The following is a 26,043-nucleotide window of genomic DNA, read 5'->3' on the forward strand; positions in this document are numbered from 1 at the left end:
GACGGGATGCGACTCTTCGCCCCGGGCGACGAAGTCGACGCGGTGGTCGTCGGGACAGGTGCGGGCGGTGCTCCGATCCTGGCGACCCTCGCCGCCAAGGGACTGAATGTCGTTGCGCTGGAGGCAGGTCCGAACTTCGAGGTCACCGACTTCAGTGCGGACGAGGCCGACGCCGCGAAGATCAACTGGATGTCCGAGCGGCTGTCGGGAGGCGACGACCCGACGGCGTTCGGACCCAACAACAGCGGGCGCGGGGTCGGTGGCTCCACGTTGCACTGGGGTGCCTTCACCCCGCGACCCGATCCGCGCGACCTACGGCTGCACGAGACGACCGGCGCAGGGTTCGACTGGCCGGTGGACCCGCAGGAGCTGACCGGCTATCTGCGGCAGGCCGAACGCGATATCGGTGTCAGTGGCCCGAGCCCCTACCCGTGGGATCCGGACCGCGTCTATGACCAGGCGCCCGTGCCCCGCAATGCACCGGCCCGGTTGGTCGCGGCCGGCTGTGAGGCGTTGGGGATCACCGCGACCGATGCACCGGCGGCGGTGCTCTCCGCCGCGCGTGCCCAGCCCGGTTTCGGGCAGCGACGCGCCTGCGTGAACTGCGGCCAGTGCCACCAGGGCTGCCGGTTCACCGCCAAGGGCACGATGGACACCACCTACCTACCGGCCGCCGTCGCGAACGGTGCTGAGATCCGGGCCGATTCGATGGTTACGGGCATTGAGGTCGATGGACGCGGTCAGGTGGTCTCGGTGATCTACCGCCGCGACGGCCGCACCGAGCGGCAGCGTTGCCGCGCCCTGTTCCTGTGTGCCGGTGGGATCGAAACCCCGCGGCTGCTCCTGCACACCGGCCTGGCCAACAACAGCGGCATGGTCGGCCGCAACTTCATGGCGCACGGCGGGACGCAGGTGTGGGCGCAGTTCGACGCGCGCATCCGCAGTCACCGCGGCTACCCGTCGGCGCTGATCACCGAGGACTTCGTGCGACCCGACGACGCCGACTTCGCCGGCGGCTATCTGATCCAGTCGCTGGGAGTCATGCCCGCGACGTACGCGACGTCGTTGGTCCGCGGCGGCGGCCTGTGGGGCACGGAGTTGATGTCAGCGTTGGACCAGAGCCAGTTCACGGCCGGCATCGGGATCAACGCCGAGTGTCTGCCAGCGGACCAGAACAAACTCGAACTAGCCGACGAGACAGACGAGTTCGGCATTCCTCGCGCCCGGATCACGTTCACCGCCGGATCCAACGAGAAGGCGCTCGACGATCACGCCACCGCCACGCTGACGCGGATCATGCAGGCGGCCGGCGGCACCCATCTGCGCGTTCTTGCGCGCACGGCGCACACGCTCGGCACCTGCCGGATGAGCACCGACCCATCGCTCGGGGTCGTGGATGACGACCTACGCAGCCACGACGTGCCGAACCTGTGGATCTGCGACAACTCGGTGTTCCCCAGCGCGCTCAGTGCCAATCCAGGACTGATCACCATGGCGCTGGCGCTGCGGACCGCCGACCGCTTCCTCGCGGGTTAGGACACGTCCGCGCCAACGGGCGTCGTGACCGGAGTTGCTGCGCTCAAGACCTGATCGGCGGCCACCCGCCAATCGGGAGACAGGGGCGTCACGCCCGGGATCGACGTACGTTCTCCGAGCGGGCCGGCCACCAGCACCGGCGCCGATTGGGCCAGCAGTTTCACGACGGCCGACCGGTGCCGCAGCCCCGCCGGTTTCATCCCGGACAGGACGCACGCCTTCGCCGAGCACGACCGCACCGCAGCGGCGGTGGCCTTCCACGAAGTGTCCGCACCCAGGACCACCGGCGTCAGCCCGCGCTCCAGGAGCATCAAGGAGAACAGATGGCTGGGCAGGTCGTGCAGTTCGCCGGGCGGGCAGGACATCACGACGGACAACCGCACCGGCACCTGGGCCGCCGGACGGCGGAACTCTGCCGCGACGGAGCGGATGATGCGCGAGGCGTGGTGTTCGTGCAGGACGCTCAACTGCCCGCTGGCCCACATGTCGCCGACGCGGCGCAGCACGGGGATCAGCACGTCGGCCACGACCAGATCGGTGCCACCGGTCTCCTGGAAACCCAGGATGAGTTGGCGCATGGTTTCCGCATCCAGACCGAGGATGGCGTCGAAGATTTCCTCGCGGCCCAGCAGCACCTGTGCTGCGCTGTCACCCGCTTCGTACACGTGCTGATCCCCTCTGTCGGTGAGCGGCACAGCCGTACCGGATTGTGAATCTATGCGCTCGGCCCGGGCCAGACTACGTCCCTACGGGGGAACTGCCCGCCTCGGCTACAGCGCGATCTCCGGCTTGATGTCCGCGACCTTCCAGATCCGGCGGCGATACGCCGCGGCAGCGGTGAGGGCCAGACTGGCGATGAGATAGACGCCCAGCACCAGCGCATCCATCGACACGTCACTGACGGGCGAGCCGTACATCAGGTGCCGGAGCCCGTCGACGGCATAACTCATCGGCAGCACGTGGTGGACCGCCTGCAATGCTCCCGGCAGCGTCTGCCACGGGAAGGTGCCGCCGGCCGATGCCAGTTGCAGCACCAGCAACACCAGCCCGATCAACTGACCCACGGGTCCGAGCCACGCGTTCAGGGTGTGCACGATGGCCACGAACGTCACCGCAATCAGCGCCAGGAACAGCAGCACCGGAATGCTTTCGAGCACGGTGATACCCACTACCCAGACGACGACGGTCAGCATGATCAGCACCTGCGCCACGGCGATCGCGGCCGGGGTCAGCCACCCGGCCAGGGCGGTGCGGCCCGGCCCCTGCCGGGCGGCGATCGCGCGCCGCGAGAGCGGCCGGACCAGCAGGAACATCACATAGGCGCCCACCCAGGCGCCGATGCAGCAGAAGAACGGAGCCAGCCCAGCGCCGTACGAGCCGGCTTTGGCGTCGGCCACGTCCTGGGTCTTGATCGGTGAGGCGATCGTGCTCGCCGTCGCATCGCGATCGTCCTGGTCCAGGTCGGGGATCGACCCCAGACCCTCCTTCAGTCCGTCGGCCAGCTGTTTCGAACCGGTCACGGCCGAACCGAGGCCGTTCTTCAGATCATGGGCGCCCTTGGCCAGCTGCCCGGCCCCGGTGTCCAGTTTGCGAGCGCCCGCGTCGGCCTGACCGATGCCGGTCTGCAACTGGCGAGCGCCGGTGTCGACCTGCTGCGCGCCCGAATGCAGTTGCTGCGCACCGGCATTCGCCTTGGCGGCACCGTCTTTGAGTTGATAGGCACCGTCCCGGGCCTGTTGCTGACCGGAGACCAGTTGGTTGCTGCCGCTTTGTGCAGTCCCCAGCCCGTCGGCCAGCTTCTGGGAGCCGTCGACCAGTTGGTGCGCACCGGTCGCCACCTGCTTGGAGCCGCTGGCCAGGGTGTCCAGTTGCCCGCGATCCTGCTGGACCTTGGTGTTCAGGTCATCCAGCGGTGCGCGTACTTCGTCCAGTTTCGCCAGGATCTCCTGCTGCGTCGCGGCCGGCAGACCGGACTGCTTCAGCTTCTCGACGAGGTCGGCGCGAATCGTGTCCAGCTGACCGTTGGCGGTCTGGGATGCGTCGGCGATCTTGTCACCCAGGTCGGCGATCTTCTGGTTGCCCGCTGCCACCTGGTCGGCTCCGTCGGCCAGCTTCACCGCGCCCGTGTGCAAATCCGTAGCACCGGTCCGGGCGGTGCCGATGCCGGCGTTGAGCGTCTTCTGACCGCTGAGCAACTGGTCCTCTGCCGTCGCCAGTCGGGTCGCACCGGCGGACAAGCTGCTGGTGCCGTCGGCCAGTTCACCGCTGCCCGTGACCAATTGGCCGGTCCCGGTGACCAGTTGGCCGGCGCCCGTCACAAGCTTGCCGGTGCCGTCGACGAGGGTGTCGGCGCCGGTCTTGAGTTGATCGGCGCCGGAGGCGAGCTTCCCCGCGCCGTCCTGGGCTTTGACGAGGCCGGTATGGAGTTGCTCCGCACCCTCGCCGGCCTTCTTGACCTGCTGGTGGATGGTGGAGAACCCGAGCAGGAAGCTGCTGGCCGCCTGCTCGCTGACGTTCTGCTCGATGGATCGGGTGACCTTGCTCAGCACCTGGCCGGCGATCGTCGAGGACAGATAGTTGTTGGCTTCGTTCGTCGTGAGGATCAACGGCGCCCTGGTCGGGTTGAAGTCCGCGGTGGAGGCCAGGGCAGCGGAGAAGTTCTTCGGAATGGTCAGCGAGAACACGTAGGAGCCGTCGCTGACCCCTCGCGCTGCGGTGTCGGCGTCCACCTCCTGCCAGTCGAAGGACCCGTCATCCTTGAGGTTCTGCGCGATCTGCGGACCGACGTGGATCGTGCCGCTGTTCTGTGACTTTGCCGGCTGATCCTGTACGACGATCGCGGCCTTGACCTGGCTGAGGGCGCCATAGGGGTCGCGGTTGGCCCACAGGTACAACCCGGCGTACAGCGTCGGGATCAGCATGATGGCGATCACGGCCAACGTGGGCCACTTACCTGAGGTGAGGCGGCGCCATTCGCTGATCGCCATACGGAAAGCCTTCATGCCGACACCCCACCGATCCAGGTCAGGCCTTCATGGGAGCGAACGGTGGGACTCATCAGTTGCAAACAGACCGCCATCCCCTCAGCGGCAGCGGCCTGGGCCACTGCCACTGCTTGGTCGTACGTCGTGCCGTACCGATCCGGGCAACACACCACCAACGCCCCGATCCCCGGTCGGCTGGCCGCCATCTCAGTCAGCATCTCGATCCGGAACTCTCCCGACAGATTCTCGATGCGGGTATTTCGTAGGTCCTCGGCCTCGTGTTCCTCCAGCCAATGCGTCACACCGTTGCGTCCGGCGGGCAACTGGGCGATGGCCAGCTCCTCCCCCACGACGGTCTTGAGAGGAAGCACCTCGTCCGGGTCGCAGACCTCCGGGACATCGACCAGTGCGGTGACCCGGCGCAGGCGTTTGGTGTTCGACTGGCCGTTGACGAGCACCCTGCCCTGGTCGGGGGCCATCCGGCCCGACAGCACCAGCGAGAGCGCCGTGTGCCCGGCGCCGGGCGGCCCCGCGACCACCGTCACCTCCCCGGACTCCAGAGTCAGACTGGTTGGCTCCAGGAGTACGCCGTGCGGCCCGTTGACGCTGACCTTCTCGGCCGTGATCTGCATGGCGACAGTTTTTCACCGTGTCGGTCGATCGGTCTCACCAAGGCGTCGGGGTCAGTGTGAGCCCAGCAACACGATGTCAATATGCGTTTATGCGAACCACGGTGGATCTTCCGGACGACCTTGTGCGGGCCGCTCGCGTGCGCGCCGCGGAGAGCGACGAGACGCTGAAAGACCTGTTCACGCGTGTCTTGACCCGGGAACTCGGCGGTCCTAGCAAAAAACGGGGCGAACTCCCGTTGATCAGATCGCGTCGCGTGGCGACTGTGACCATCAGTCCGGAGCAACTCTCCGACTCCCTCCTGCAGGACGACGTCGACCAACTACCGCTTTCGTGACCTTGCTCGATGTGAGCACCTGCCTCGTTGGCTTCTGGCCCGCGCACGAGTTGCATGCCCGGACGCGCAAATGGATCGAGCGCGCAGCCAACGATTCGTTGGGTCTGTGCCGGGTGGTGCACCTAGGGTGGCTGCACCACCTGAGCAATCCGGCCGTCCTTGGCGAGGATGCGATGACCAGAGCAGAGGCGTGGGACTTCATCGCGGCTGTGCTCACCGATGCACGCTTCGCGTGGGTCGAGGAGAACTCCGGTGTCAACGACTGGTTTGCTTCTTTCGCCGCGCGCCCCGATCTGTGGACAGATGACTACCTAGCAGCGGTGGCTCTTGCCGGGGGCCATTCATTGGCGACCCTCGATACGAAGGTCGCCGCCCGCTACCCGCAGCTGGACGTCATCAATCCGGCGGGATAGACCGGGTCAGCCGACGCGTTCTTCGGACCAGCGAGCGGTGAGTTCTTCTCGGGCTGTGAGGTATTCGCTGCGCAGGCGAGCGACCAATTCCGCGACAGTGCCGGCTGCCTCGATCGCGCCGATTCCCTGACCCGAACCCCAGATGTCCCGCCAGGCCTTCGCATCGCCACTGCTCGATCCGAAGCTCATCGCCGAGGGGTCCGACGTGGGCAGGTTGTCCGGGTCCAGGCCGGCCGCCTCGATGCTGCCGCGCAGATAGTTGCCGTGCACCCCGGTGAACAGGTTGCTGTAGACGATGTCGCTGGCCCCGGACTTGACCACCATCTGCCGGTAGTCGTCCGCGACGTTGGCCTCGACCGTCGACAAGAAGGCCGAGCCGACGTAGGCGAAGTCGGCACCTGCTGCTTGGGCCGCCAGCACCGACCGGCCGTGCGCGATCGCTCCCGACAGCAGCAGCGGACCGTCGAACCAGGCACGGATCTCGGACAACAAGGCGAACGGGGACAACGTGCCCGCGTGACCACCGGCACCGGCTGCGACGGCGATCAAACCGTCCGCGCCCTTCTCAATTGCCTTGTGCGCGAACGTGTTGTTGATGACGTCGTGCAGGACGATGCCGCCGTAGGAATGCACCGCCTCGTTGATCTCCGGCCGCGCCCCGAGCGAGGTGATCACGATCGGAACCTTGTGCTCCACGATCGTGGCCATATCGGCTTCCAGGCGGTCGTTGGAGCGATGAACGATCTGGTTCACCGCGAACGGGGCGACGATCGCGCCAGGGTGCGCATCGGCGTACGACGCGCAGCGCTCGGTGATCTCATCCAGCCAGTCGCCCAACAGGCTCGCCGGGCGGGCGTTCAGCGCCGGAAAGGCCCCGATAACCCCGGCCGTGCACTCGGCCACCACCAGGTCAGGACCGGATGCGATGAACATGGGAGAGGCCACCACCGGCACCGACAACGGGGACGAGAGGATTTCGGGTAACGACATAAGGGGTCCTTCTGATCGGGCGGAAGCGCAGCCCTCAGTGTCCCAGCCGCCGAGCGGGGAGATACCGGCGGTCATTGTGAGCTAGTCAGAGTCGCGACCAACCCAACGATTCTCGCGATGAGTGGGTCCTCAACGGGCATCCACATCCGGGTCCTCTGGCGGGCTTCGATCTCGACCGGATCGCCGTTGCGCGTCACTCGAGCTGTGGCTAGGTGCACGCGGGTATCACCGACCTCGATAAACCGGCCCTCGACTCGTGGCTGTGGCCCGGACCCGGAATTGATCTCTCCCACAACGTGACTCAGGATCTCCGCTCGTAGGGCGAGCACGCCGTGTGCGGTCATAGTCACACTTGCCCGACTATCCGTCGTCGATTCAAGCGCGACGCCCGATGTACTGAGGATCAGATCCACTGAGCGCAGCATCTCTGACGCTGGCACAGGAGGCAGTTCGTCAGAGTCGACCAGCCGCGTGTCGATGACCGCATCGCGATCCCCGAGAACCGGCTCCGCTCGACCGAGGACGACCTCCCGGACTCCGATGTCCCCGTAGAGCCCTGGATACAAAGGGTTGTCCGTGCGCACTTCGCAGCGAAGGCCCTCCACATCACGGGCCAAACCGTCCGGACCCGTGCTCCAGCCCTGAGACCGGGCCACGCCCATGAACTGTTTGACCTCGACGATCATCGGAGCAAATCCGTGGTCGGCTGGCGAGTAGTGTTCGCGAAAAGCCTGGCGAAAGGGCTGATCGATCTTGTGTGCCCAAAGGTGCGCACGCCAGGCGGCACGCTCATCGCTGGTTGCCGTTACGGGATGCCATAGCCGCACCGTCCCGTCGTCGCCAGGGAATACGGAGGTTCCATCGACATCGGAGAACGCGTCCGGGGCGCCAATAAAGGTCCTGCCGTCGTCGAGGATCCAGATCAGGCGCGAGGCCACGCGTGCTGTCTGATCCGTCGAGAACATCAACCTCTGCCAGGTGGCCACGGACCACTCAGGCCTGGTCATCCAGCAGGCCTCCAGTGCACGGATCCAGGCATTCAGTTGGGTTTTGCTCAACTCACCGTCGATCGGCGTGCGCAATGCGACCTCGGGCCTGGCCGACAAAGTGCGCCGCGCCGTTTGGATGTCCTTCTGCAGCTTCTTGCGTACCCCCGCGTGGCGGATGGCAGGCACGGCTTCCTGTAACAGGGCGATCGACTCGGGAGTAGGCGCGTCCCGGACTGCACGGGAGATCGCGAAACATATGGATTGCGAGGGGACCGTCTTGGCTGCCGTTGGTGCGACTGCGCTATCCGCGAGCAACCCAGCCACCGTCGCAGAATGAGCCCATGGTCGGTCCATCCATAACCCGGTTGCCAATGCTCGATGGACAACCCGCGCCTCGTCGGCGGTGAAGGCAGCATCCGGCTGGTACGGCAGATCTCCGACCTGCACCGAACGGGCCCTTTCTGCGGCGATATCCAAGACGTGTCTGGCGAACTCGTCGTAGGCCAGGTCATCACCAAGTGCTCGGAACTCTGGCCCAAGCCCGGTCGCATCCCAGTGCTCGCGGACCGTCGCCAACGCGGCGCCGGCAGACGGCCCCAAGGCGGGCTCCATCTGATCTTCCAGCGCGCATAACTCGCCCTGGCTTTCAGAACTCAACAACTTCCGCCATTCCTCACGGGCTCGTCCTGCGCATGAGGGTGCTGACCTGATCAGTCAACGACATGGGGGACCCTTTCCGATGGGCCAAAGGCGTAGCCCACAGCTTCGCATCACGCTGCGCGCGATGCCCGGAACGCGCGACACCAATCTGCCGTGCGGCCATCCGAATCCGGTGCCGGTGCCGAACCACTTCCCGATCAGCGCCGCTGGCGCTGCAGGCAGGAAGGTGCCGTGATGAACCGGATCTTTGGTCAATCGCTGAACGTGCCGTGGCGCTGGGTGGTAATCGTGGCCGCCCTCGTCGCCGCCGTGGCCCACATCCCGGTCATCGCACCCCACCTGGACGAAGCGCCGTACATGGGCGTGCTCTTCATCATCCTCACGCTCGCCTGTGCGGCGCTCGCCGTCACCCTGATCGTGCACGACGGGCCGGTGGTCTACGGCCTGACGGTGCTGACTTGCGGGCTGGCAGTCATCGGGTACGCCGCGACCCGGCTCGTCGCGTTCCCGATGCTTTCCGACGACGTGGGTAACTGGCTCGAACCACTGGGCGTCGTCTCGATCATCTCCGAATCCATCGCTGTCGTGGGGTCGGTGATTGCCCTAGTCCGTGGCAGGTCGACGACCGGCCAGCACCTGGCTACATCGGGCTCATAACGCAAGAAGCGCTGACCGGCATTTCTGCTGGTCAGCGCCCTTCTGCAGAGCCGCCTATCGGAATCGAACCGATGACCTATTCATTACGAGTGAATCGCTCTGGCCAACTGAGCTAAGGCGGCATACCCGCCTGCTGGATCACAGCCGGACGGGCCCGACGAGTATAAGCGGACGCACGCCGGGCGACCGAATCGAGATGGTGTGCCACCGACGGGTTCGGTCATGGATGGCCAGTCTGAAGCGTTCGAACCGGCCAACGGTGACCAAACCCGGGACGGAGGAAGCAGCGTCAGCAGGCCTTGCCCTCCGGCGGCACCGTGCCGTTGATCAGGTAGGCGTCCACCGTGTTGTCCACGCACGACGACCCCTGGGAGAAGTACGCCGTGTGGCCGTCTCCGTCGTAGGTCAGCAAGTGACCGTCGGCGAGCTCGGCAGCGAGTTGCTGGGACCAGGCGTACGGCGTGGCCGGGTCACGCGTCGTACCCACCACCAGGATCGGACCCGAACCTTCGGCGGTGATCTTTCCCAGCGGCTTGCTCGGCTGGTAGGGCCACACGCCGCAGACCAGCGAGCCCCAGGCGAGCATCGGACCCCAGGTGGGTGCCTGCTTGGCGAACTCGGCGGCTTCCTTCTCCGTGGCGGCCAGATCCGCCGAGCCACCCCGGTCCAGACAGGACACCGGGTTGATGACCTGCATCAGGTTGCCGCTGTAGCTGCCGTCCGCGTTGCGCTGGGCATACTGGTTGGCCAGGTCCATCAACGGGTTGCCGTCGCCCTCGAAGGCGGACTTGAACGCGTCGGTCAGCACGGGCCACAGGTCCTTGGAGTACATCGCCTCCGCGATGCCATAGGTGGCCCAGCCCTCCGTCAGCTGCGTGACGTCAGCGTTGCCGGACACCGGCAGAGGGTTGGCGTCCAGACCACTGAGGAAGCTGCGGATCTTGGCCATCCCGGAGTCGACGTCCGAACCCAACGGGCACGAGCCGCCGGCCACGCAGTTGCTCACATAAGCGCGGGTCGCCTGCTCGAAGCCCTTGGCCTGACCCAGGTTCATCTGCTCACTGGTGATGTCCGGTGGCACGACACCGTCCAGCACGAAGCGACCGACCTTACTGGGGAACATCCCGGCATAGACCGAACCGATCAGCGTGCCGTAGGACTTGCCCAGGTAGTCCAGCTTCTCCTCGCCCAGTGCGGCCCGCAGGATGTCCATGTCCTTGGCCACGTCGATGGTCGAGACGTGCGCGAGCAACGGACCCGCCTTGGCCTTACAGCTATCTGCGAATTCCTTTGACTGCGTGAGCAATTCCTGTGCGCCGTCGGTTCCGTTAGGCGTCGGGTCTGCACCGAGCCAGTTATCCATCTTGGTGTCGTCGACGCAGGTGATCGGCGCCGAGCGGCCCACCCCGCGCGGGTCGAAACCGACGACGTCGAACTGGCTGCGCACCGCGCCACTGACGATCTGGTCGGCCGCCGCCGCGTAGTCGTAACCGGACCCGCCCGGGCCGCCGGGGTTGACGACCAGCGTGCCCTTCTTGGTCCCCGACGCCGGGACCTTGGACACCGCGATCTCGATCGAGGAGGTCGGGTTCGTGTAGTCCACCGGGACCTTGAGCTTGGCGCATTGGACTCCGTTGCAGTCCTGCCAGTCCAACTTCTGCGCGTAGTACTGGTCAAGATCCGCCGATGACGGGCTGGACGTGCCGGACGTGCCGGAAGATGACCCGCTGGCCGAGGACGTCGTCGAGGAGGACGAACTCGCCGACGAACTGGGCGGCTGCACCGTGACCGTGCTGGAACACGCCGCGAGGCCGCCGACCGCCGCGATCGCGACGGCGCCGTGCAGGATGCTGCGGGAGAAACGCATGCGCCGACGGTACGTCATCGACGCGACTGGGCGGGGACCTGCAAACTGATGGCCATCGCCTCCAGCGCCAGTTGCGGCGGCACGTTGGCCTCGATCCGGGTGCGGGCCAGGCTGATCGCATCCAGCGCTTGCAACAGGCCCGTCGGATCCAGCCGCCGCGCCAACTCGCGCACGGCCTCGGCCTGGGCGACGTTGACCAGATCGACCTGAGCATCGACGCTCACCATCAGTGCGTCGCGGTAGGTCGAGGCCAGGTCGATCAGCGCCCGGTCGACCATGTCCCGCGTGAACCGCGTGGCCCGCGCCTTCTGGTCCTTCTCCAGTTGGGACAACGCGGAACGTACGGCGGGTGGCTGGGTCCGCGCGGCCGGATCAGCCCCGAGTTGCACCAGTAACTTCTCCCGCTCGGCCGCGTTGCGTTCGGCGGCGCTCGCACCGGACTCCGCGCCGGCAACCTGCACCAACGCATCCGCTGCAGCCATCGCGGCACCGAAGTCGGTGATCCGCAACGGCAGCGCCACGATCTCATCGCGTCGGGCCCGCGCGTCGGCATCGCGGGCCAGCCGTCGTGCCAACCCCACGTGGGACTGCGCCGCGCGAGCCGCTGCGAGTGCCGCACCGGCGTCGATGCCGTCGCGGCGGGATAACAACTCGGCGACCGCTTCCGGCGGCGGGGTGCGCAGACCCAGATGGCGCGACCGGCTGCGAATCGTGATGATCACGTCCTCCACCGACGGCGCGCACAGCAACCAGATCGTGCGGGCGGTGGGTTCCTCCAAGGACTTCAACAACGCATCGGCTGCCTGCTCGGTCAGCCGGTCGGCGTCCTCGACCACGATGACCCTCCAGGCCCCCACCGAGGGCCGGCGCTGGGCCAGCTCGGTCAGCCGCCGGGCCTCCTTGACGGAGATCGACAGACCCTGGGTGGCCACCAACTCGACGTCGGCGTGGGAGCCGTCCAGCGCCGTACGACACTCGGTGCACTCCCCGCACCCACCGCGCGGGCATTCCAGGGCGGCGGCGAAAGCCCTTGCCGCCGTTGACCGCCCGGACCCAGGGGGGCCGGTGAACAACCAGGCGTGCGTGTTGGCCGCCGGGTCGGCCACGGCTTCGGAGAGGGTGCGTACGACGTGGGGTTGCCCGATCACGTCCGTCCAGACGCTCACGCCAACCGCTCCCGTGCTGCTGCCTCGATGTCCTTGGCCAATTCGTCGGCGGGACGGGTCGCATCCAGCACGAGGTACCGCTGCGGCTCGGCGGCGGCCAGTCCCAGGAAGTGCTCACGCACCCGGCCGTGGAAGTCGTCGGCTTCCTGCTCGAGCCGGTCGTGCACTTCCCCGCGCCGCTCGCGACCGGTCTCGGCAGGGACGTCCAGCAGCACGGTCAGATCGGGCAGCAGGCCTTCGGTCCCCCACAGCGACAGCCCGCGGACATCCTCAGCGGCGAGCTCGCGGCCAGCCCCCTGGTAGGCGATCGAGGAGTCGAGATAGCGGTCCTGCAGCACGATCGCGTCGCGCTCCAGCGCGGGCCGGACGACGGTCGCGACGTGATGGGCGCGGTCGGCGGCGAACAGCAGCGCTTCGGCACGGGGCGCGACGTGCTCACCGTGCAACAGGACGTCGCGGATGGCCTGGCCGACCGGCGTACCTCCCGGCTCCCGGGTGACCACGATCTCCCGGCCGGTGTCCGCCAGGGCCTCGCGCAGCGCGGTGAGCTGGGTGGTCTTGCCCGCGCCGTCGCCGCCTTCGAAGACGAGGAAGAAGCCGGGCACGGCGCCACTCTAATCGGGCGGACCGACAGCGGTCGTAGGGTCGGGGATGTGACTGATCTTCTGCCGTCCACCACCAACGCCCTCGACCGCCTCGCCGTGGAGGCCCAGGTGGCCAGTCGCACGCCGGCCCTGGTCGCGGGGGTGGCCCGCCAGGGATCCCTGGTCTGGTCGACCGCGATCGGGTCGGCGTCGCTGGACGATCCGAACGTGCCCCTGGGCGATGACACACAGTTCCTGGTCGCCTCGAACACCAAGACCTTCGTCGCGGTGCAGATCATGCAGCTGCGCGACGAGGGCAAGCTGTCGCTGGATGACACGATCGATCAGCATCTGCCCTCGGCGCACACCGGGGTGACGATCCGCCAGATGCTCTCCCACCTGACCGGCATGCAGCGCGAGCCGGTGGGCGACGTGTGGGACACCTTGGAGTTCCCCTCGCGCTCGGAGTTGATCGACGGCTGGAACGCCGCGCGGCGGGTCGGCCGCCCGCACGACCACTGGCACTACTCGAACCTGTGTTACGCGATGCTCGGTGAGCTCATCGCCCAACTCGATGGGGTCTCGTGGGCTGACTCCTTGCAGCGACGGTTGCTGGATCCGCTCGGGCTGACCCGCACGACGCTGTCGTTGCAGGCCCCGCACACCGAGCAGTACTACGTGCCGCACTACACCGATGTGCCGGTCAGCGAGCCGCTGATCATCAAGGACGCGATGGCTCCGGCGGGGTCGGTGTGCAGCACGCTGTCGGACATGGTCCGCTGGCACGGTTTCCTGCTGGATCCGGACTCCTCGATCCTGTCCCCCGACACCGCTCTCGAGATGCGCCAGCCGCAGGCCATGGTCGATGGCACCTGGACTGCCGGGTATGGCCTGGGTCTGCAACTGGTGCGGCACGAGGAGCGGACCTGGTTCGGGCACACCGGCGGGCTGCCGGGCGGGATCACCGGGTTCTTCTCCGAGGCGTCGTCGGGGACGACCGGGGCCGTGTTGATGAACAACACCGCGTCGAAAGACCCGGCGGGTGTGGCCGTGTCCCTTGGCACGTACGTCGAGACTCACGACCCGCTCGTACCCTCCCCCTGGGTGCCGGGTTCGGTGGAGCCGCCGCAGCTGAAACCTCTTGTCGGACAGTGGTTCTCCGAGGGTGGTGGCTTCATCCTGTCGATCCGCGAGGGTCATCTGGAGGCCCGCGTCGAAGGCGCTCCTGCGACCACGCCCCCGTCGATCTTCGAGCAGCAAGACCCCGACACGTTCCGCACGGTGTCCGGTCGCGAGCAGGGCGAGCTACTCGTCGTACGGCGACGCCCCGACGGCTCGGTGCGCCAGTTCAACTGGGCCACCTACCGATTCACCCGCGACCCGCTCGGCTTCGGCGAACCCACCCCCGACTGAGCGTTGGGCGCACGCGGGTGTGGACAGACCAGCTGCAGCGGACACATTTTGCGGGCTTCATGACGTCAAGTCATGAAGCCCGCAAAATAAGTGCCCTCCCGCCAGATGGGTTCCGCGCGTCAGAGCGTCAGGCCTTCTTGGCCGTCTTCTTCGCGGGTGCCTTCTTGGCCGTCTTCTTCGTCGCGGTCTTCTTCGCCGTCCGCTTGGTCGTGGCCTTCTTCACCGGTCCGCGCGCCCGCTTGTCGGCCAACAGCTCGAATCCCCGCTCGGGAGTGATGGTTTCGGGCTCGTCGTCCTTACGCAGGGTCGCGTTGGTCTCGCCGTCGGTGACGTAGGGACCGAACCGGCCGTCCTTCACCACCACCGGCTTGCCGGACACCGGGTCGTTGCCCAGTTCCTTCAACGGCGGCTTCGCGGCGGCCCGGCCACGCTGCTTGGGCTGGGCGTAGATTGCCTGTGCCTGCTCCAACGTGATGTCGAACAACTGCTGCTCGGTCTCCAGCGACCGCGAGTCCGTGCCCTTCTTCAGGTACGGCCCGTAACGACCGTTCTGGGCAGTGATCTCGACGTCCTTGCCCTCGTCGTCCTGCACGACACCGACCACCCGGGGCAGCGACAGCAGACGCAGCGCCGTCTCCAGATCGATCGTGGCCAGGTCCATGTCCTTGAAGAGCGACGCCGTCCGCGGCTTGGGTCCGGTGGCCTTCTTCGTCTTCTTGGGAGCCTCTTCCGAAGCCGGCGGCGCGGGCAGCACCTCGGTCACGTAGGGGCCGTATCGGCCTGCGCGAGCGATGATTTCGTGCCCCGACTCCGGGTCGGTACCCAGCACGCGGCCGTCGTCATCGGAGGCTTCGAGCAACTCGCGCGCCTTGGCCGGGGTCATCTCATCCGGCGCGATGTCGTCAGTGATCGACACCCGCCGCGGATCCTTGGGCTCGCCCGTGACCTCACCGGTCGCCGGGTCGACGCCCGACGGCACCTCTTCCTCGATGTACGGCCCGTAGCGGCCGACGCGCACCACGATGCCCTCACCGATCGGGATCGTCGAGATGGCCCGTGCGTCGATGTCCGGCAGGTGCTCGACCATCGCGCGCAGCCCGTCGCCGGGCTCCTTCTGGTCGCCGAAGTAGAACTGCGTCAGCCACGCCACCCGGTCGGCGTCGCCGGCGGCGATCCGGTCCAGGTCCTCCTCCATGGAGGCCGTGAAGTCGTAGTCGACCAGGGAGGGGAAGTTCTCCTCCATCAGCCGGGTCACCGCGAACGCCAACCAGGTCGGGATCAGGGCGCTGCCCTTGCTGCGCACATAACCGCGGTCCTGGATCGTGCCGACCGTCGCGGCGTACGTCGATGGGCGGCCAATCCCCTTCTCCTCCAACGCCTTCACCAGAGTCGCCTCGGTGTAGCGCGGCGGCGGCAGCGTCTCGTGACCGTTGGCGATGGCCTCGTCCACGTCGAGGGCAACGCCCTCGGACAGCTTGGGCAGGCGGCGCTCTTCGTCACCGCCACCTTCGCGGGCGAGCACCTCGGTGTCGCGACCTTCCTCGTACGCCGCGAGGAAGCCCCGGAACGTAATGACGGTTCCGCTGGCGGTGAACTCCGCAGTCTGCGCAACACCGGAATCGGCAACGGGCACAGTCACTTTCACCGTCGCCGTCGAACCCGTCGCGTCCGCCATCTGCGACGCAACGGTCCGCTTCCAGATCAGCTCGTAGAGCGCGAACTCGTCGCCACGCAGTTCACCGGCCACCTGGGCCGGCGTCCGGAAGGTGTCTCCGGCGGGCCGGATCGCCTCGTGCGCCTCCTGGGCGTTCTTGGACTTGCCGGCGTAGACGCGAGGCGAATCCGGAACGTACGCCGCGCCGTACAGGTCACGTGCCTGTGACCGGGCCGCGTTGATGGCCGAGGCGGACAGCGTGACGGAGTCCGTACGCATGTAAGTGATGTAGCCGCCCTCGTAGAGGCGCTGCGCCACGCTCATCGCGTTCTTGCTGGACATCCGCAGTTTGCGGCTGGCCTCCTGCTGCAGCGTCGAGGTGATGAACGGCGCTCGCGGGCTTCTACGGTAGGGCTTCTCCGCGACCGACGACACCGTCGCCGTCGCGCTGGTGGCAACGCCGGCGACAGCCTGCGCCTGAGCCTCGGCAAGCTGAATGACCTTGTCGCTCTTGAGGTTTCCCAGGTCGTCGAAGTCGTTGCCGCGAGCGATTCGGCGGTCATCCAGCGAGGTCAGCCGCGCGGTGAAGGACTCCTTCGCGCTGGACTGCGTGCTGAAGGTGCCGTCGACGTCCCAGTAGCTGGCGGCACGGAACGCCATCCGCTCGCGCTCGCGCTCCACCACCATGCGGGTCGCCACGGACTGCACCCGGCCACCGGACAGGCCCTGACGAACCTTGCGCCACAACACCGGTGAGACTTCGTAGCCGTAGAGACGGTCCAGGATCCGGCGGGTCTCCTGCGCATCCACGAGCCGGTCGTCCAGGTCGCGGGTGTTGTTGACCGCGCGCTGGATCGCTTCCTTGGTGATCTCGTGGAAGACCATCCGCTTGACCGGGACCTTGGGCTTGAGCACCTCGAGCAGGTGCCAGGCGATGGCCTCGCCCTCGCGGTCGTCGTCGGTTGCTAGCAGCAGTTCGTCGGAGTCCTTCAGCAGTCGCTTGAGCTCGGCGACCTTCTTCTTCTTGTCCGGGTAGACCTCGTAGTACGGCTCGAAACCGTCCTCGACGTTGACGGCGAACTTGCCGAACGGGCCCTTCTTCATGTCCGCCGGCAGGTCCCGGGGGGTCGGCAGATCCCGGATGTGCCCGATGCTGGCGTCGACCACGTAATCGTTCCCGAGGTACTTGCCGATGTTGGCGACCTTGGAGGGCGACTCGACGATGACAAGTTTCTTTGCCACTACTGCTCCTGTTCCTGGCGGACACGTGCAGCGGATTCGTCGCTGCTCGGACGTGCAACCGGTTGCACCGTAACCGTTCCGCGGCAAACGTGCCGCATCACCCCGTTATCTGGGCGTTGCGTCACTCGCGGACTGCCGTGCGGACTGCGCGACCAACCGGGCCCGCAACGTGTCGTAGATCGGCGCACTACGGACCAGGTTGGCGGCCAGGGTGGCAGCAGCCGTCGCCGCCAGCATCGGCACGGTCAGGCTGGTGGTGGCGGTCATCTCGACGACCAGGACCAGCCCGGTGAACGGCGCGCGGACGATCCCGGCGAACAGTGCCGCCATCCCCACAATCGCGAAGTTCTGCGCGACGCCACCACCCATGACGGTGCCGATGTCGGACAGCACGTGGTGGAACAGGACCCCCCAGATGGCCCCCAGAGCCAGCAGGGGCGCGAACAGGCCACCCGGCGTACCGGCAGCGTAGGAGACGGGGCCGGCGATGAAGCGGAAGATCAGATAGCCCGCGAGCACCGGCACCGAGAAGTAACTGCCGTTGAGCAGCAGCTGCGACAGGGTGTCGCCGCCGCCCACGGACAGCGGGTCGACCAGCAACGCGCAACCGATGAGGGCGCCGATACCGGCGGCGATGAACACCGGATCGATCCGGGGGATGCGGTCGGTGAACCTCAGGAGGCCGACGACCAGTTTGTTGTACGCCGCGCCGAGGAGACCCGTGAGCAGCCCGAAGATGGTGAAGATCACCAGGGAGACCACGGTCGGGGGCGCCAGCGGCGGGGTGTTGAAGTCGGGCTGGTCACCCAGGATGATCCGCGAACAGCCCACGGCGACGGCGCAGCTGAGCAGGGTGGTGAGTACGAGTCGGGTGCGGACCGTGCGCGTGACTTCTTCGAAGACAAACAGCGCGCCGCCGATTGGAGCGTTGAACGCCACCGCCAGACCCGCACCGGCCAGGGCGGTCTGCAGCAGACGTACGTCGGTCTGCGGCAGCCGCGCGCGCCGCGCCGTCTCCGCGCCGAGAGTGGCGCCCATCTGCACGGTGGGGCCCTCGCGCCCGAGCACGAGCCCGGAACCGAGCGCGAGCACACCGCCGATGAACTTCACCGGCAGCAGCTTCAGCGGCGCCACGTCGGCCTCGTCGTGCCACACGGCTTCGACGTGCTGGACCCCGCTGCCGGCAGCCACGGGCACGAACTTCACCAGCAACCGGGCGATCCCGGCCGCAGCGGCCGCGATCAGGATCGGCAGCAGCCAGGAGGGGAAACCGGTCTGCCGCACCCACTCGACCAGGTCGACCCGCAAGACCTCGGCCCGTTCGAGGCACCAGCGGAACGCGCCGCCGACGAAGCCGGTAAGCGCCCCCGCGATCGCCGCGAGCACACCGATGAAGATCAGGTCGAAGCCGCGCTTGGACTCGGCGTCTTCGGAGGCTTCGGGCATCGCGTCGGGCCGTTAGTGGTGGAACTGCACGTGGGTCTGTGTGGCGTGCGGCAGCGGCCCGTCGAGACTGTCCAGGAAGTCGACCTGGGTGCGCAGATCCTTCAACAGCGCGACGGCCAGGTCGTGGCTCAGCCCGTTGCGGACCACGATGCGCTGGACGACGACGTCGGTGAGGTCGTCCGGCATGGGATAGGCCGGGACTAGCCAGCCGTGAGCGCGCAGCCGGTCGGACAGGTCGTAGAGCGTCCAGTTGGCGGTGTGCCCCTGCTTCAGCCGCCACGCGAAGACCGGGATGTCGGAGCCGTCGTTCCACAACTCGAACGGGCCCATGGCACCGATCTCCTTGGCCAGGAACTGCGCGACATCCAGCGAGTTTTGCTGGACTCTCTGGTAGCCCTCGAAACCCAGCCGCAGGAACATGTAGTACTGCAGCAGCACCTGGGCGCCGGGCCGGGAGAAGTTCAGCGCGAAGGTCGGCATGTTCCCGCCGAGGTAGCTGACCGAGAAGATCAGTTCCTCCGGCAGCAACTCCTTCTGGCGCCACACCACCCAGCCCAGACCGGGGTAGACCAGTCCGTACTTGTGGCCGGAGGTGTTGATCGAGGCGACCCGCTCCAGCCGGAAGTCCCACTCCAGGTCGGGCTGGCAGAACGGAGCGATCATCGCGCCAGACGCCCCGTCGACGTGGATCGGGACGTCCACGCCGGTGTCGGCCTGGATCTGGTCCAGCTTCTTGGCGATCTCCGCCACCGGCTCGTAGGTGCCGGTGTAGGTCACGCCCATGATCGCGACGACGCCGATGGTGTTCTCATCGACGTACTTCTCCAGTTCGTGTCCGTCGAGCTGTTGGTGCTCCTGGGTGATCGGCACGTAGCGGGGCTCGACCTCCCAGTAGTTACAGAACTTCTCCCACACGACCTGCACCGCCGAGGACATCACCAGGTTGGGCTTCTCGGTCGACTTGCCCGCCGCGCGACGTGCGATCTGCCAGCGACGCTTGAGCGCCAACCCGCCCAACATGCAGGCCTCGGAGGAGCCGATGGTCGACGTACCGATAGCGCCCTCGGGATCCGGCGCGTTCCACAGATCGGCGAGCATCGTCCAGCAGCGGGTCTCGATCGCCGCGGTCTGCGGGTACTCGTCCTTGTCGATCATGTTCTTGTCGGCGGACTGCAGGTAGAGCCGGTTGGCCTGATCGTCCATCCAGGTGCCCACGAAGGTGGCCAGGTTCAGCCGCGCGTTGCCGTCGAGCATCGCCTCGTCGTGCACGATCTGGTAGGCGGTCTCAGGCAGCGACTCCTCCTGCGGCAGCCGGTTGGCCGGCAGTTCGGTGGCCTCCCCCGGCCGCGCGAAGACCGGGTTGACCGACACGCTGTCGCTCAGACCAACGCCGCGGCCGCGAAACTTGTGGGGGTCCTGTTCGGTGCTCATCGGTCCACCTCTGTGTCGGTTGCAGGTAAGTCGATCGGCCGGGTTCCCGGCCCTGCCCAGAAACGTACCGCCAAGACCTGCGGGCGCTGACGGCAATCCACTGCCAAACCACTCCGACAATTCTGAGGATTGTGAGGTTTTTGAGGATGCAGGTGTCCTACAGACCCTCAGAACGGTCGTCGTCCTCAGAATCGTCGCCGCGACGTTAGTTGAATGTTTAACTACTTTGCCCTACGCTTGAGCCATGACCGATCAGCAGCCTGTCCTCTACCTCAGCCACGGCGCCCCTCCACTGGCCGACGACGCCACGTGGACCCGCGAACTCAAGGCGTGGGGTGACGAGCTGCCCAAGCCCGAGCAGATCCTGATCGTGTCGGCGCACTGGGAAGAGGCGCCGGTTGCGCTCAGCTCCACCACGGGCGCGCCGCTGGTCTACGACTTCTGGGGGTTCCCGCAGCGCTATTACGAGGTGAGGTACGACGCCCCGAACGCCCCAGCGCTCGCGGACTCCGTGACCAAACTGGTGGGTACTCACGTGCACCGCGACGAATCGCGCGGCCTCGACCACGGTGCCTACGTGCCGCTGAAGGAGATGTTCCCCGACGCGGACATCCCGGTACTGCAGATGTCGATGCCGACCCTCGACCCGCAGACCCTCTACCGCCTCGGCCAGCAACTGGCCCCGCTGCGCGATGAGGGCACGTTGATCGTTGGCTCCGGATTCACCACCCACAACCTGCGGTGGTTCAACCCCCGCGTCACCCCGGACTACGCACCGCCAACGGCCAGTAGCGAATTCGACCACTGGGCCGCGGAGACGATGGCCAACGGCGACATCGACACCCTGATGGACTTCCTGGCGAAGGCTCCAGCCGCCCACGAGGCACACCCGCGCACCGAGCACTGGGCGCCGCTCTACGTCGCTCTCGGCGCCGCGTCAAAGGATCCGGCCGAGGTCCGCAGCGTTATCGACGGCTTCTGGTTCGGCCTGAGCAAACGCTCCTGGCAGTTGACCGCCGCCTAACGGACGAGGAAGCCGTCCGCGATCAACGACCGGATCTTCGGCACCAGCGTGGACAACGAATCCACTTGCAGTAGTTGAGCAATCGCGTCCAGCGCCACTCCCGCGGTCAGCGACCCGTCGGCCACTGACACGTACGCCGCGAGCGCCGTGTCCATCGGAACCGTGAGTCCCAGCCCACCACCCTGCCGCAACCGGATGACCGACGGGTCGTCCGCGCCCGGCCGGCCGAACCGCTCCTCGGTGACGTCCGGCGCTACCTGCCAGGCGACCGCCAGCACGTCGTCATCCGTAGCCGATGCCAACCAAGTCCGCGCCGCCAGCCCCGCGTCGATCGTCGGCCCCATGGGCGAGGCGACCGAGCCATCGACGGCCACGAGGTCGATGAACGGTGTCCGCGGCGACGAAGGCTGCTGCAGCGTCACAATCCCGAAACCAATGTGATCCACTTCGCGAGATGCGAAGTCGGAAAGCCATGCGGCGTAGAGGTTCTCGTAACCCACGGTCCCGGGAGCCGCGCCTCCGTCGCGAGCCCACAACTCGGCGTACTGCGCGGGGTCCTGGGTCTCCCGGAGGATCACCCACGCGTCCAGTCCGGTGGGTTCGATCCAGGAACGTACGACGTCCTGCCAGTCCGCGCCGGTCGGCACCTCCCAGTTCGCGAGCAGTTGCGCGACGCCCCCCGGCGCGAGATGAGCCGGCAGCGACTGGATCAGGGTGCGCACCAGCAAGTCCCCGACCATGCCGCCGTCGCGGTATTCGTACTCCGGAACGTCCGGTCGGCGCGGCGTGATCACGAACGGTGGATTGCTGACGATCAGATCAAACTGTTGTCCCGCAACGGGTTCCAGCAACGAACCGCGGCGCAGATCCCAGGACAGATCGTTCAACGACGCGTTCAACGAGGCGAACCACAGCGCCCGCGACGACAGGTCCGTCGCAACGACGCGTGCGGCGTGCGTCGACAGATGTAACGCCTGGACACCGCAACCGGTCCCGAGATCGAGCGCCCGCGCGACCCTCCGCCGCGGAGTCCACGACGCCAGCGTCGTCGACGCACCGCCGATGCCGAGCACGTGGTCGGTCCGCAGTGGGGCACGCGTCGCCAACTCGGCCAGATCGGAGGCGACGAACCAGTCATGCTGCTCATCGGCGTACGGGCGCAGATCGACCAACGCGTTGACGGCCCCGTCCTCGGCCGTCACGAGCCCGAGGGAGACCAGCCCGGCCACTCCACAACGCGGCAGCGCGGCATCCACCAGGGCCAGTGGCACGGGCAGACCCAGCGTGAACAGCCGCACCAACGCCGCGATCCCGCCCCGTTCCCGCGTCGCGAGGTCCGCCGCGACCGGTTGCTCCCGCATCAAAGCGGCCGATGCCGCCGGCCCGAGGCAGGCCTGCACCGCGTCCACGGTGTAGGGCAGGCCGCGCAGGTCAGCGGCGAGCGCGGCGAGGAAGCTCACGACAGCGCGGCGGTCGCTTCGCCGATGGTCGGGAAGATCCGGAACACCTTGTCCAGACCGGTGATCCCGAAGTTGCGCAGCAGCCGCTGATCGTCGGTCACCAGCACCAGGTCACCGCCGGCCGAACGGACCGCCTTCAGCCGCCCGACGAGCACCCCGAGCGCGGTGGAGTCCAGGAACGGCACCCGGCTCAGATCCACGACGTACGCCGGCCCGCCTTCCCCGACGGCGCGCACCAATTCCTCGCGCAAGCGAGCAGCCGTCGACACGTCGGCCTCACCGGCCAACGAGATCACCGTCACGCCCGGTCCCCCGTCGTCGGTCACCGAGATTTCCACGTTCACTCCTCAACGTCCTTCTGCGGTCCACGAGCGTGGACCGGCCCCCACGGGGATTCTCGCATTTTGATGAGCCGGCTTCCGAGGGTTCCCCGCAAGTCGGGCCCTGCCACCGTCACCCTCCGGGGTTACCGTGGCCGGATGACCGACCCGATGGCGCTGCTGGCGGACGTGGCCGCCGCGTGCCCGGGTGGCAAGGTCGTGCACGTCGAGCAGCGTCCGGCGCGTGATCCGACGTACGGCGAGTGGCCGGCCTGGGTGCCGCCGCCGGTGGATGCCGCGGTGCGCGGCTCCGGGATCTCGCAGCTGTGGTCGCACCAAGCACTAGTCGCGCAGTTGGCCCACGCCGGGGAGAACGTCGCGGTCAGCACGGGCACCGCATCGGGCAAGAGCCTGGGCTACCTGCTGCCGATGTTGAGCGCGGTGCACGAGGGTTCGTCGGCCGTCAACGGTCGTGGCGCCACGGCGATCTATCTGGCACCGACGAAGGCGTTGGGCGCTGACCAACTCGCTCGGATCGAGGCGTGGGCGATCCCGGGCGTGCGGGCTGCGGCATTGGATGGCGACACTCCTCTCGACGAGCGGCGCTGGATCCGCGAGCACGCCAACGTGGTCCTGACCAACCCGGACCTGTTGCATCACACGTTGCTGCCGGGGCACGAGCGGTGGGCACCGTTCCTGCGGCGGCTGCGCTACGTGGTGATCGACGAGTGTCACGTCTACAAGGGCGTGCTTGGCTCGCATGTGGCGGCCGTGTTGCGACGGTTGCGACGGGTCGCGGCACGCTATGGCGCGGACCCGGTCTTCGTGCTGGCGTCGGCCACGATGGCCGATCCCGCCCGGCACGCCTCGGACCTGGTGGGGGCACCGGTGCGAGCCGTCGATAGAGACGGATCTGCCCGCGCTGCAGCGACATTCGCGTTCTGGGAGCCCGGCGAGCGCGAGTCGGGAGAGGGCACTGTCAGCGCAGTCGCCGAAGCGGCCGGGCTGATGCGGACACTGGTCGCCAAGCAGGTGCAGACGGTCACCTTCGCGCGGTCTCGCTCCGGGGTCGAAGTCGTCGCGGACATGGTGCGGCGGTCACTGTCGCTGGGCGCGCAGGAGGTCGCGGCGTACCGCGGGGGTTATCTGCCCGAGGAGCGGCGCGCTCTGGAGCGCGGTCTGCGGGAGCGGTCCTTGATCGGGGTCGCCGCGACCAACGCGCTCGAACTCGGGGTGGACATCTCGGGCCTGGACGCCGTGGTGATGGCCGGCTGGCCCGGCACCCGGGCGTCGTTCTGGCAGCAGGCGGGACGGGCCGGTCGGAGCGGGTCAGCTGCCTTGGTGCTCTTCGTGGCCGGGGACGATCCGTTGGACCGCTACCTGCTGCACCACCCCGACGCGGTGCTGGGCACCCCGGTGGAGCGCGCCGTCCTCGACCCGGCCAACCCGCAGGTGCTGATGCCGCATCTGATGGCCGCGGCTGCCGAGTTGCCCCTGACGCTGGACGACGAGCAGTACTTCGGGTCCTCGATGCACGCGATGCTGGACTCGCTGGTCGAGCGACGGTTGTTGCGCCGCCGGCCCAAAGGCTGGTTCTGGGCCGATGAGGGCCGCCCCACCGATCTGTTCGGGTTGCGCGGCACCGGTGAGCAGGCGGTGCGGATCGTGGAGTCGCGCACCGGACGGGTCCTGGGCACGGTCGATGAGGACCGATCGCACAGCGCGGTCCACGAGGGCGCGGTCTACGTGCACCAGGGCGAATCGCATGTCGTCACCCGGCTCGACCTCGAGGACGGCAGCGCTCACGTCGTGCGCGGTGATCCGGGCTGGTCGACGCAGGCCCGATCCGTCAGTGCGTTCGATGTCCTCACCGTGGATGAGTCGGTGTCGCTGCCGTGCGCCCAGTTGTGTTTCGGGACGGTGCGGGTGCGCTCCCGGGTCACCTCCTTCCTGCGGCGATCTCCTTCGGGCGAGGTCCTAGGCGAGCACGGCCTAGACCTGCCGGAGCGTTCGATGACCACGAAGGCGGTCTGGTGGACCGTTGCCCTGGACCCGGTGCTCGACACCGGGCTGACCCTGGGTGACCTGCCCGGGTCGCTGCATGCCGCCGAGCACGCCTCGATCGGGATGCTGCCGCTGATCGCGCAGTGTGACCGTTGGGACATCGGCGGGGTGTCGACCGTGCTGCACCCCGACACTGAGTTGCCGACCGTGCTGGTCTACGACGGACATCCCGGCGGGGCTGGGTTTGCCCGTCGCGCTTACGAATTGGGCACCGACTGGTTGACCGCTACCCGTACGGCGATCCTCACCTGTCCGTGCGAGAGCGGCTGTCCGTCGTGCGTGCAGAGCCCGAAATGCGGCAATGGCAACGAACCACTGGACAAGGCCGGAGCGGTCATCGTCCTGGACGTCCTGCTGGGAGGACGCTCACAGTTCCGGGATTGATCAGCCGCTGACCGCGGCGGCGCCTAGGCTCGTATTAACCGCGAGCAGAGGATGACAATGACGTACAACTACGGCCCGGTCGAGCTGTTTCTGATCGGCTACCAGAACGACATCGACACCCACGCCCTGGACACCTTGGCCGAGGTCACCAAGACAGGCGTCGTGACCCTGCTGGACCTGGTCATCCTGCGCAAGGAAGCCGACGGCACCGTGGTGGTCACCGAGGTCGCCGACCGCGCCGCAGAGTTCGGCTTCGAACCCCTCGCCGAGGACACCGTGGGCCTGGCCGGTGACGAGGACATCCAGGATCTGGCCGAAGACGTGCCGCCGGGCTCGTCAGCCGTCATCGTCGCCCTGGAGCAGACCTACATGCGCGACCTCGCCTACAAGGTGCATTCCGGTGGTGGCGAAGTGCTGCGCTACGAGCGGGTGCCCGCCAACGTCGTCAACGAGGTCGCCGACCTCGAGGCCACCTCCTAAGACCACTCCCGAACGAAAGGAACCGTCATGCGTCGATCAGGACGACCCGGCCTCATGAGAACGGCGGCCCGCACCGCCGTCGTCGTCGGCACGGCGAACGCCGTAACCGGTAAGCAGCAACAGGCTGCCGTCACGAGACAGCAGGCAGCTGCGAACGCCCAGCAAGTCGAGGCCATGCAGCGCCAGGCCGAGATTGACGCCGCCGCCCAGCAGGCATGGCCGCGCTTGCGGGGGCCCGTGTGTTGCAGACCAGCTCCGCTCCGGCGGCGTGTGCTGCGGCCGGACGGAGCGTCAGTGGCAACGGCGCCGTGC

General features: G+C 67.5%; 20 protein-coding genes and 1 tRNA gene. 7 read left to right on the plus strand and 14 right to left on the minus strand.

Going from position 1 to position 26,043, the window contains the following annotated elements:
- The first annotated feature begins 6 nt into the window (after positions 1-6).
- Entirely contained in the window at positions 7-1,536 is a 1,530-nt protein-coding gene (locus AZH51_RS03285; RefSeq protein WP_291521231.1) for a GMC family oxidoreductase, read from the plus strand.
- Here the strand turns inward: AZH51_RS03285 and AZH51_RS03290 are convergent.
- The 3 genes from AZH51_RS03290 to AZH51_RS03300 form a co-directional block, all read right to left on the minus strand.
- Positions 1,533-2,201, minus strand: a complete 669-nt coding sequence (locus AZH51_RS03290; protein WP_291521233.1) for a B12-binding domain-containing protein — start codon at positions 2,199-2,201, stop codon at positions 1,533-1,535. The genes AZH51_RS03285 and AZH51_RS03290 overlap by 4 nt on opposite strands.
- Before the next feature lie 105 nt (positions 2,202-2,306).
- Positions 2,307-4,538, minus strand: coding sequence for a YhgE/Pip domain-containing protein (locus tag AZH51_RS03295; RefSeq protein ID WP_291521235.1), 2,232 nt, complete (start codon positions 4,536-4,538; stop codon positions 2,307-2,309).
- Positions 4,535-5,152 (minus strand): ATP-binding cassette domain-containing protein, encoded by a 618-nt coding sequence (locus tag AZH51_RS03300; protein ID WP_291521237.1) that lies wholly within the window; start codon positions 5,150-5,152, stop codon positions 4,535-4,537. Before AZH51_RS03300 ends, AZH51_RS03295 begins: the two co-directional genes overlap by 4 nt.
- A gap of 331 nt (positions 5,153-5,483) precedes the next feature.
- Here AZH51_RS03300 and AZH51_RS03305 point away from each other — a divergent pair, with 331 nt between their 5' ends.
- On the plus strand, positions 5,484-5,900 hold the full coding sequence (locus AZH51_RS03305) for a VapC toxin family PIN domain ribonuclease (protein ID WP_291521239.1): 417 nt from the start codon (positions 5,484-5,486) through the stop codon (positions 5,898-5,900).
- A gap of 6 nt (positions 5,901-5,906) precedes the next feature.
- Here AZH51_RS03305 and AZH51_RS03310 read toward each other — a convergent pair whose 3' ends face one another.
- Complete coding sequence (locus tag AZH51_RS03310) at positions 5,907-6,890, minus strand: nitronate monooxygenase family protein (protein WP_291521241.1); 984 nt, start codon at positions 6,888-6,890, stop codon at positions 5,907-5,909.
- A gap of 71 nt (positions 6,891-6,961) precedes the next feature.
- Positions 6,962-8,491, minus strand: coding sequence for a DUF4132 domain-containing protein (locus AZH51_RS03315; RefSeq protein ID WP_291521243.1), 1,530 nt, complete (start codon positions 8,489-8,491; stop codon positions 6,962-6,964).
- 282 nt (positions 8,492-8,773) lie between these two features.
- Between AZH51_RS03315 and AZH51_RS03320 the strand changes: the two genes are divergently transcribed.
- On the plus strand, positions 8,774-9,196 hold the full coding sequence (locus AZH51_RS03320) for a hypothetical protein (RefSeq protein ID WP_291521244.1): 423 nt from the start codon (positions 8,774-8,776) through the stop codon (positions 9,194-9,196).
- A 48-nt stretch (positions 9,197-9,244) separates the two neighbouring features.
- On the opposite strand, the gene AZH51_RS03325 is transcribed toward AZH51_RS03320, so the two are convergent.
- The 4 genes from AZH51_RS03325 to tmk form a co-directional block, all read right to left on the minus strand.
- A tRNA-Thr gene (locus tag AZH51_RS03325) sits at positions 9,245-9,318 on the minus strand.
- 167 nt (positions 9,319-9,485) lie between these two features.
- Positions 9,486-11,063 carry an alpha/beta hydrolase gene (locus tag AZH51_RS03330; protein ID WP_291521246.1) on the minus strand — a complete coding sequence of 526 codons (1,578 nt, stop codon included), beginning with the start codon at positions 11,061-11,063 and terminating at the stop codon, positions 9,486-9,488.
- Between the two features lie 14 nt (positions 11,064-11,077).
- Positions 11,078-12,229, minus strand: a complete 1,152-nt coding sequence (locus AZH51_RS03335) for a DNA polymerase III subunit delta' (RefSeq protein ID WP_291521248.1) — start codon at positions 12,227-12,229, stop codon at positions 11,078-11,080.
- Positions 12,226-12,834 carry a dTMP kinase gene (tmk, locus tag AZH51_RS03340; protein WP_291521249.1) on the minus strand — a complete coding sequence of 203 codons (609 nt, stop codon included), beginning with the start codon at positions 12,832-12,834 and terminating at the stop codon, positions 12,226-12,228. Before tmk ends, AZH51_RS03335 begins: the two co-directional genes overlap by 4 nt.
- A gap of 48 nt (positions 12,835-12,882) precedes the next feature.
- Between tmk and AZH51_RS03345 the strand changes: the two genes are divergently transcribed.
- A complete protein-coding gene (locus tag AZH51_RS03345) occupies positions 12,883-14,226 on the plus strand; it encodes a serine hydrolase (protein ID WP_291521251.1) in 1,344 nt (447 codons plus the stop codon).
- A gap of 127 nt (positions 14,227-14,353) precedes the next feature.
- Here the strand turns inward: AZH51_RS03345 and topA are convergent, their stop codons facing one another.
- The 3 genes from topA to AZH51_RS03360 all read right to left on the minus strand — a co-directional run bounded on the left by topA (position 14,354) and on the right by AZH51_RS03360 (position 19,999).
- Entirely contained in the window at positions 14,354-17,122 is a 2,769-nt protein-coding gene (gene topA, locus AZH51_RS03350; protein ID WP_291521254.1) for a type I DNA topoisomerase, read from the minus strand.
- A 105-nt stretch (positions 17,123-17,227) separates the two neighbouring features.
- Entirely contained in the window at positions 17,228-18,568 is a 1,341-nt protein-coding gene (locus tag AZH51_RS03355) for a ClC family H(+)/Cl(-) exchange transporter (RefSeq protein ID WP_291521256.1), read from the minus strand.
- A gap of 12 nt (positions 18,569-18,580) precedes the next feature.
- Positions 18,581-19,999, minus strand: coding sequence for a glutamate decarboxylase (locus AZH51_RS03360; protein WP_291521258.1), 1,419 nt, complete (start codon positions 19,997-19,999; stop codon positions 18,581-18,583).
- A 244-nt stretch (positions 20,000-20,243) separates the two neighbouring features.
- Between AZH51_RS03360 and AZH51_RS03365 the strand changes: the two genes are divergently transcribed.
- Positions 20,244-21,023, plus strand: a complete 780-nt coding sequence (locus AZH51_RS03365; RefSeq protein ID WP_291521260.1) for a dioxygenase — start codon at positions 20,244-20,246, stop codon at positions 21,021-21,023.
- Here AZH51_RS03365 and AZH51_RS03370 read toward each other — a convergent pair.
- Positions 21,020-22,483, minus strand: coding sequence for a class I SAM-dependent methyltransferase (locus AZH51_RS03370; RefSeq protein WP_291521262.1), 1,464 nt, complete (start codon positions 22,481-22,483; stop codon positions 21,020-21,022). The two genes, AZH51_RS03365 and AZH51_RS03370, sit on opposite strands and share 4 nt — an antisense overlap.
- Positions 22,480-22,821 carry an STAS domain-containing protein gene (locus AZH51_RS03375; RefSeq protein WP_291521264.1) on the minus strand — a complete coding sequence of 114 codons (342 nt, stop codon included), beginning with the start codon at positions 22,819-22,821 and terminating at the stop codon, positions 22,480-22,482. Before AZH51_RS03375 ends, AZH51_RS03370 begins: the two co-directional genes overlap by 4 nt.
- A 141-nt stretch (positions 22,822-22,962) precedes the next feature.
- Between AZH51_RS03375 and AZH51_RS03380 the strand changes: the two genes are divergently transcribed.
- On the plus strand, positions 22,963-25,251 hold the full coding sequence (locus AZH51_RS03380; RefSeq protein WP_291521266.1) for a DEAD/DEAH box helicase: 2,289 nt from the start codon (positions 22,963-22,965) through the stop codon (positions 25,249-25,251).
- A gap of 51 nt (positions 25,252-25,302) precedes the next feature.
- On the plus strand, positions 25,303-25,731 hold the full coding sequence (locus AZH51_RS03385) for a DUF6325 family protein (protein ID WP_291521268.1): 429 nt from the start codon (positions 25,303-25,305) through the stop codon (positions 25,729-25,731).
- Positions 25,732-26,043: the final 312 nt, after the last annotated feature.

Origin of the sequence: Branchiibius sp. NY16-3462-2, from assembly GCF_001594145.1 — a bacterium.
Lineage (GTDB): Bacteria > Actinomycetota > Actinomycetes > Actinomycetales > Dermatophilaceae > Branchiibius.

Coding starts and splice junctions, on each gene's coding strand:
- AZH51_RS03330 (WP_291521246.1), bottom strand. CDS start 11,063: ATGCGTTTCTCCCGCAGCATCCTGCACGGCGCCGTCGCGATCGCGGCG.
- AZH51_RS03315 (WP_291521243.1), bottom strand. CDS start 8,491: ATGGAGCCCGCCTTGGGGCCGTCTGCCGGCGCCGCGTTGGCGACGGTC.
- AZH51_RS03385 (WP_291521268.1), top strand. CDS start 25,303: ATGACAATGACGTACAACTACGGCCCGGTCGAGCTGTTTCTGATCGGC.
- AZH51_RS03300 (WP_291521237.1), bottom strand. CDS start 5,152: ATGCAGATCACGGCCGAGAAGGTCAGCGTCAACGGGCCGCACGGCGTA.
- AZH51_RS03320 (WP_291521244.1), top strand. CDS start 8,774: ATGAACCGGATCTTTGGTCAATCGCTGAACGTGCCGTGGCGCTGGGTG.
- AZH51_RS03310 (WP_291521241.1), bottom strand. CDS start 6,890: ATGTCGTTACCCGAAATCCTCTCGTCCCCGTTGTCGGTGCCGGTGGTG.
- AZH51_RS03285 (WP_291521231.1), top strand. CDS start 7: ATGCGACTCTTCGCCCCGGGCGACGAAGTCGACGCGGTGGTCGTCGGG.
- AZH51_RS03295 (WP_291521235.1), bottom strand. CDS start 4,538: ATGAAGGCTTTCCGTATGGCGATCAGCGAATGGCGCCGCCTCACCTCA.
- AZH51_RS03360 (WP_291521258.1), bottom strand. CDS start 19,999: ATGAGCACCGAACAGGACCCCCACAAGTTTCGCGGCCGCGGCGTTGGT.
- AZH51_RS03380 (WP_291521266.1), top strand. CDS start 22,963: ATGACCGACCCGATGGCGCTGCTGGCGGACGTGGCCGCCGCGTGCCCG.
- AZH51_RS03355 (WP_291521256.1), bottom strand. CDS start 18,568: ATGCCCGAAGCCTCCGAAGACGCCGAGTCCAAGCGCGGCTTCGACCTG.
- AZH51_RS03365 (WP_291521260.1), top strand. CDS start 20,244: ATGACCGATCAGCAGCCTGTCCTCTACCTCAGCCACGGCGCCCCTCCA.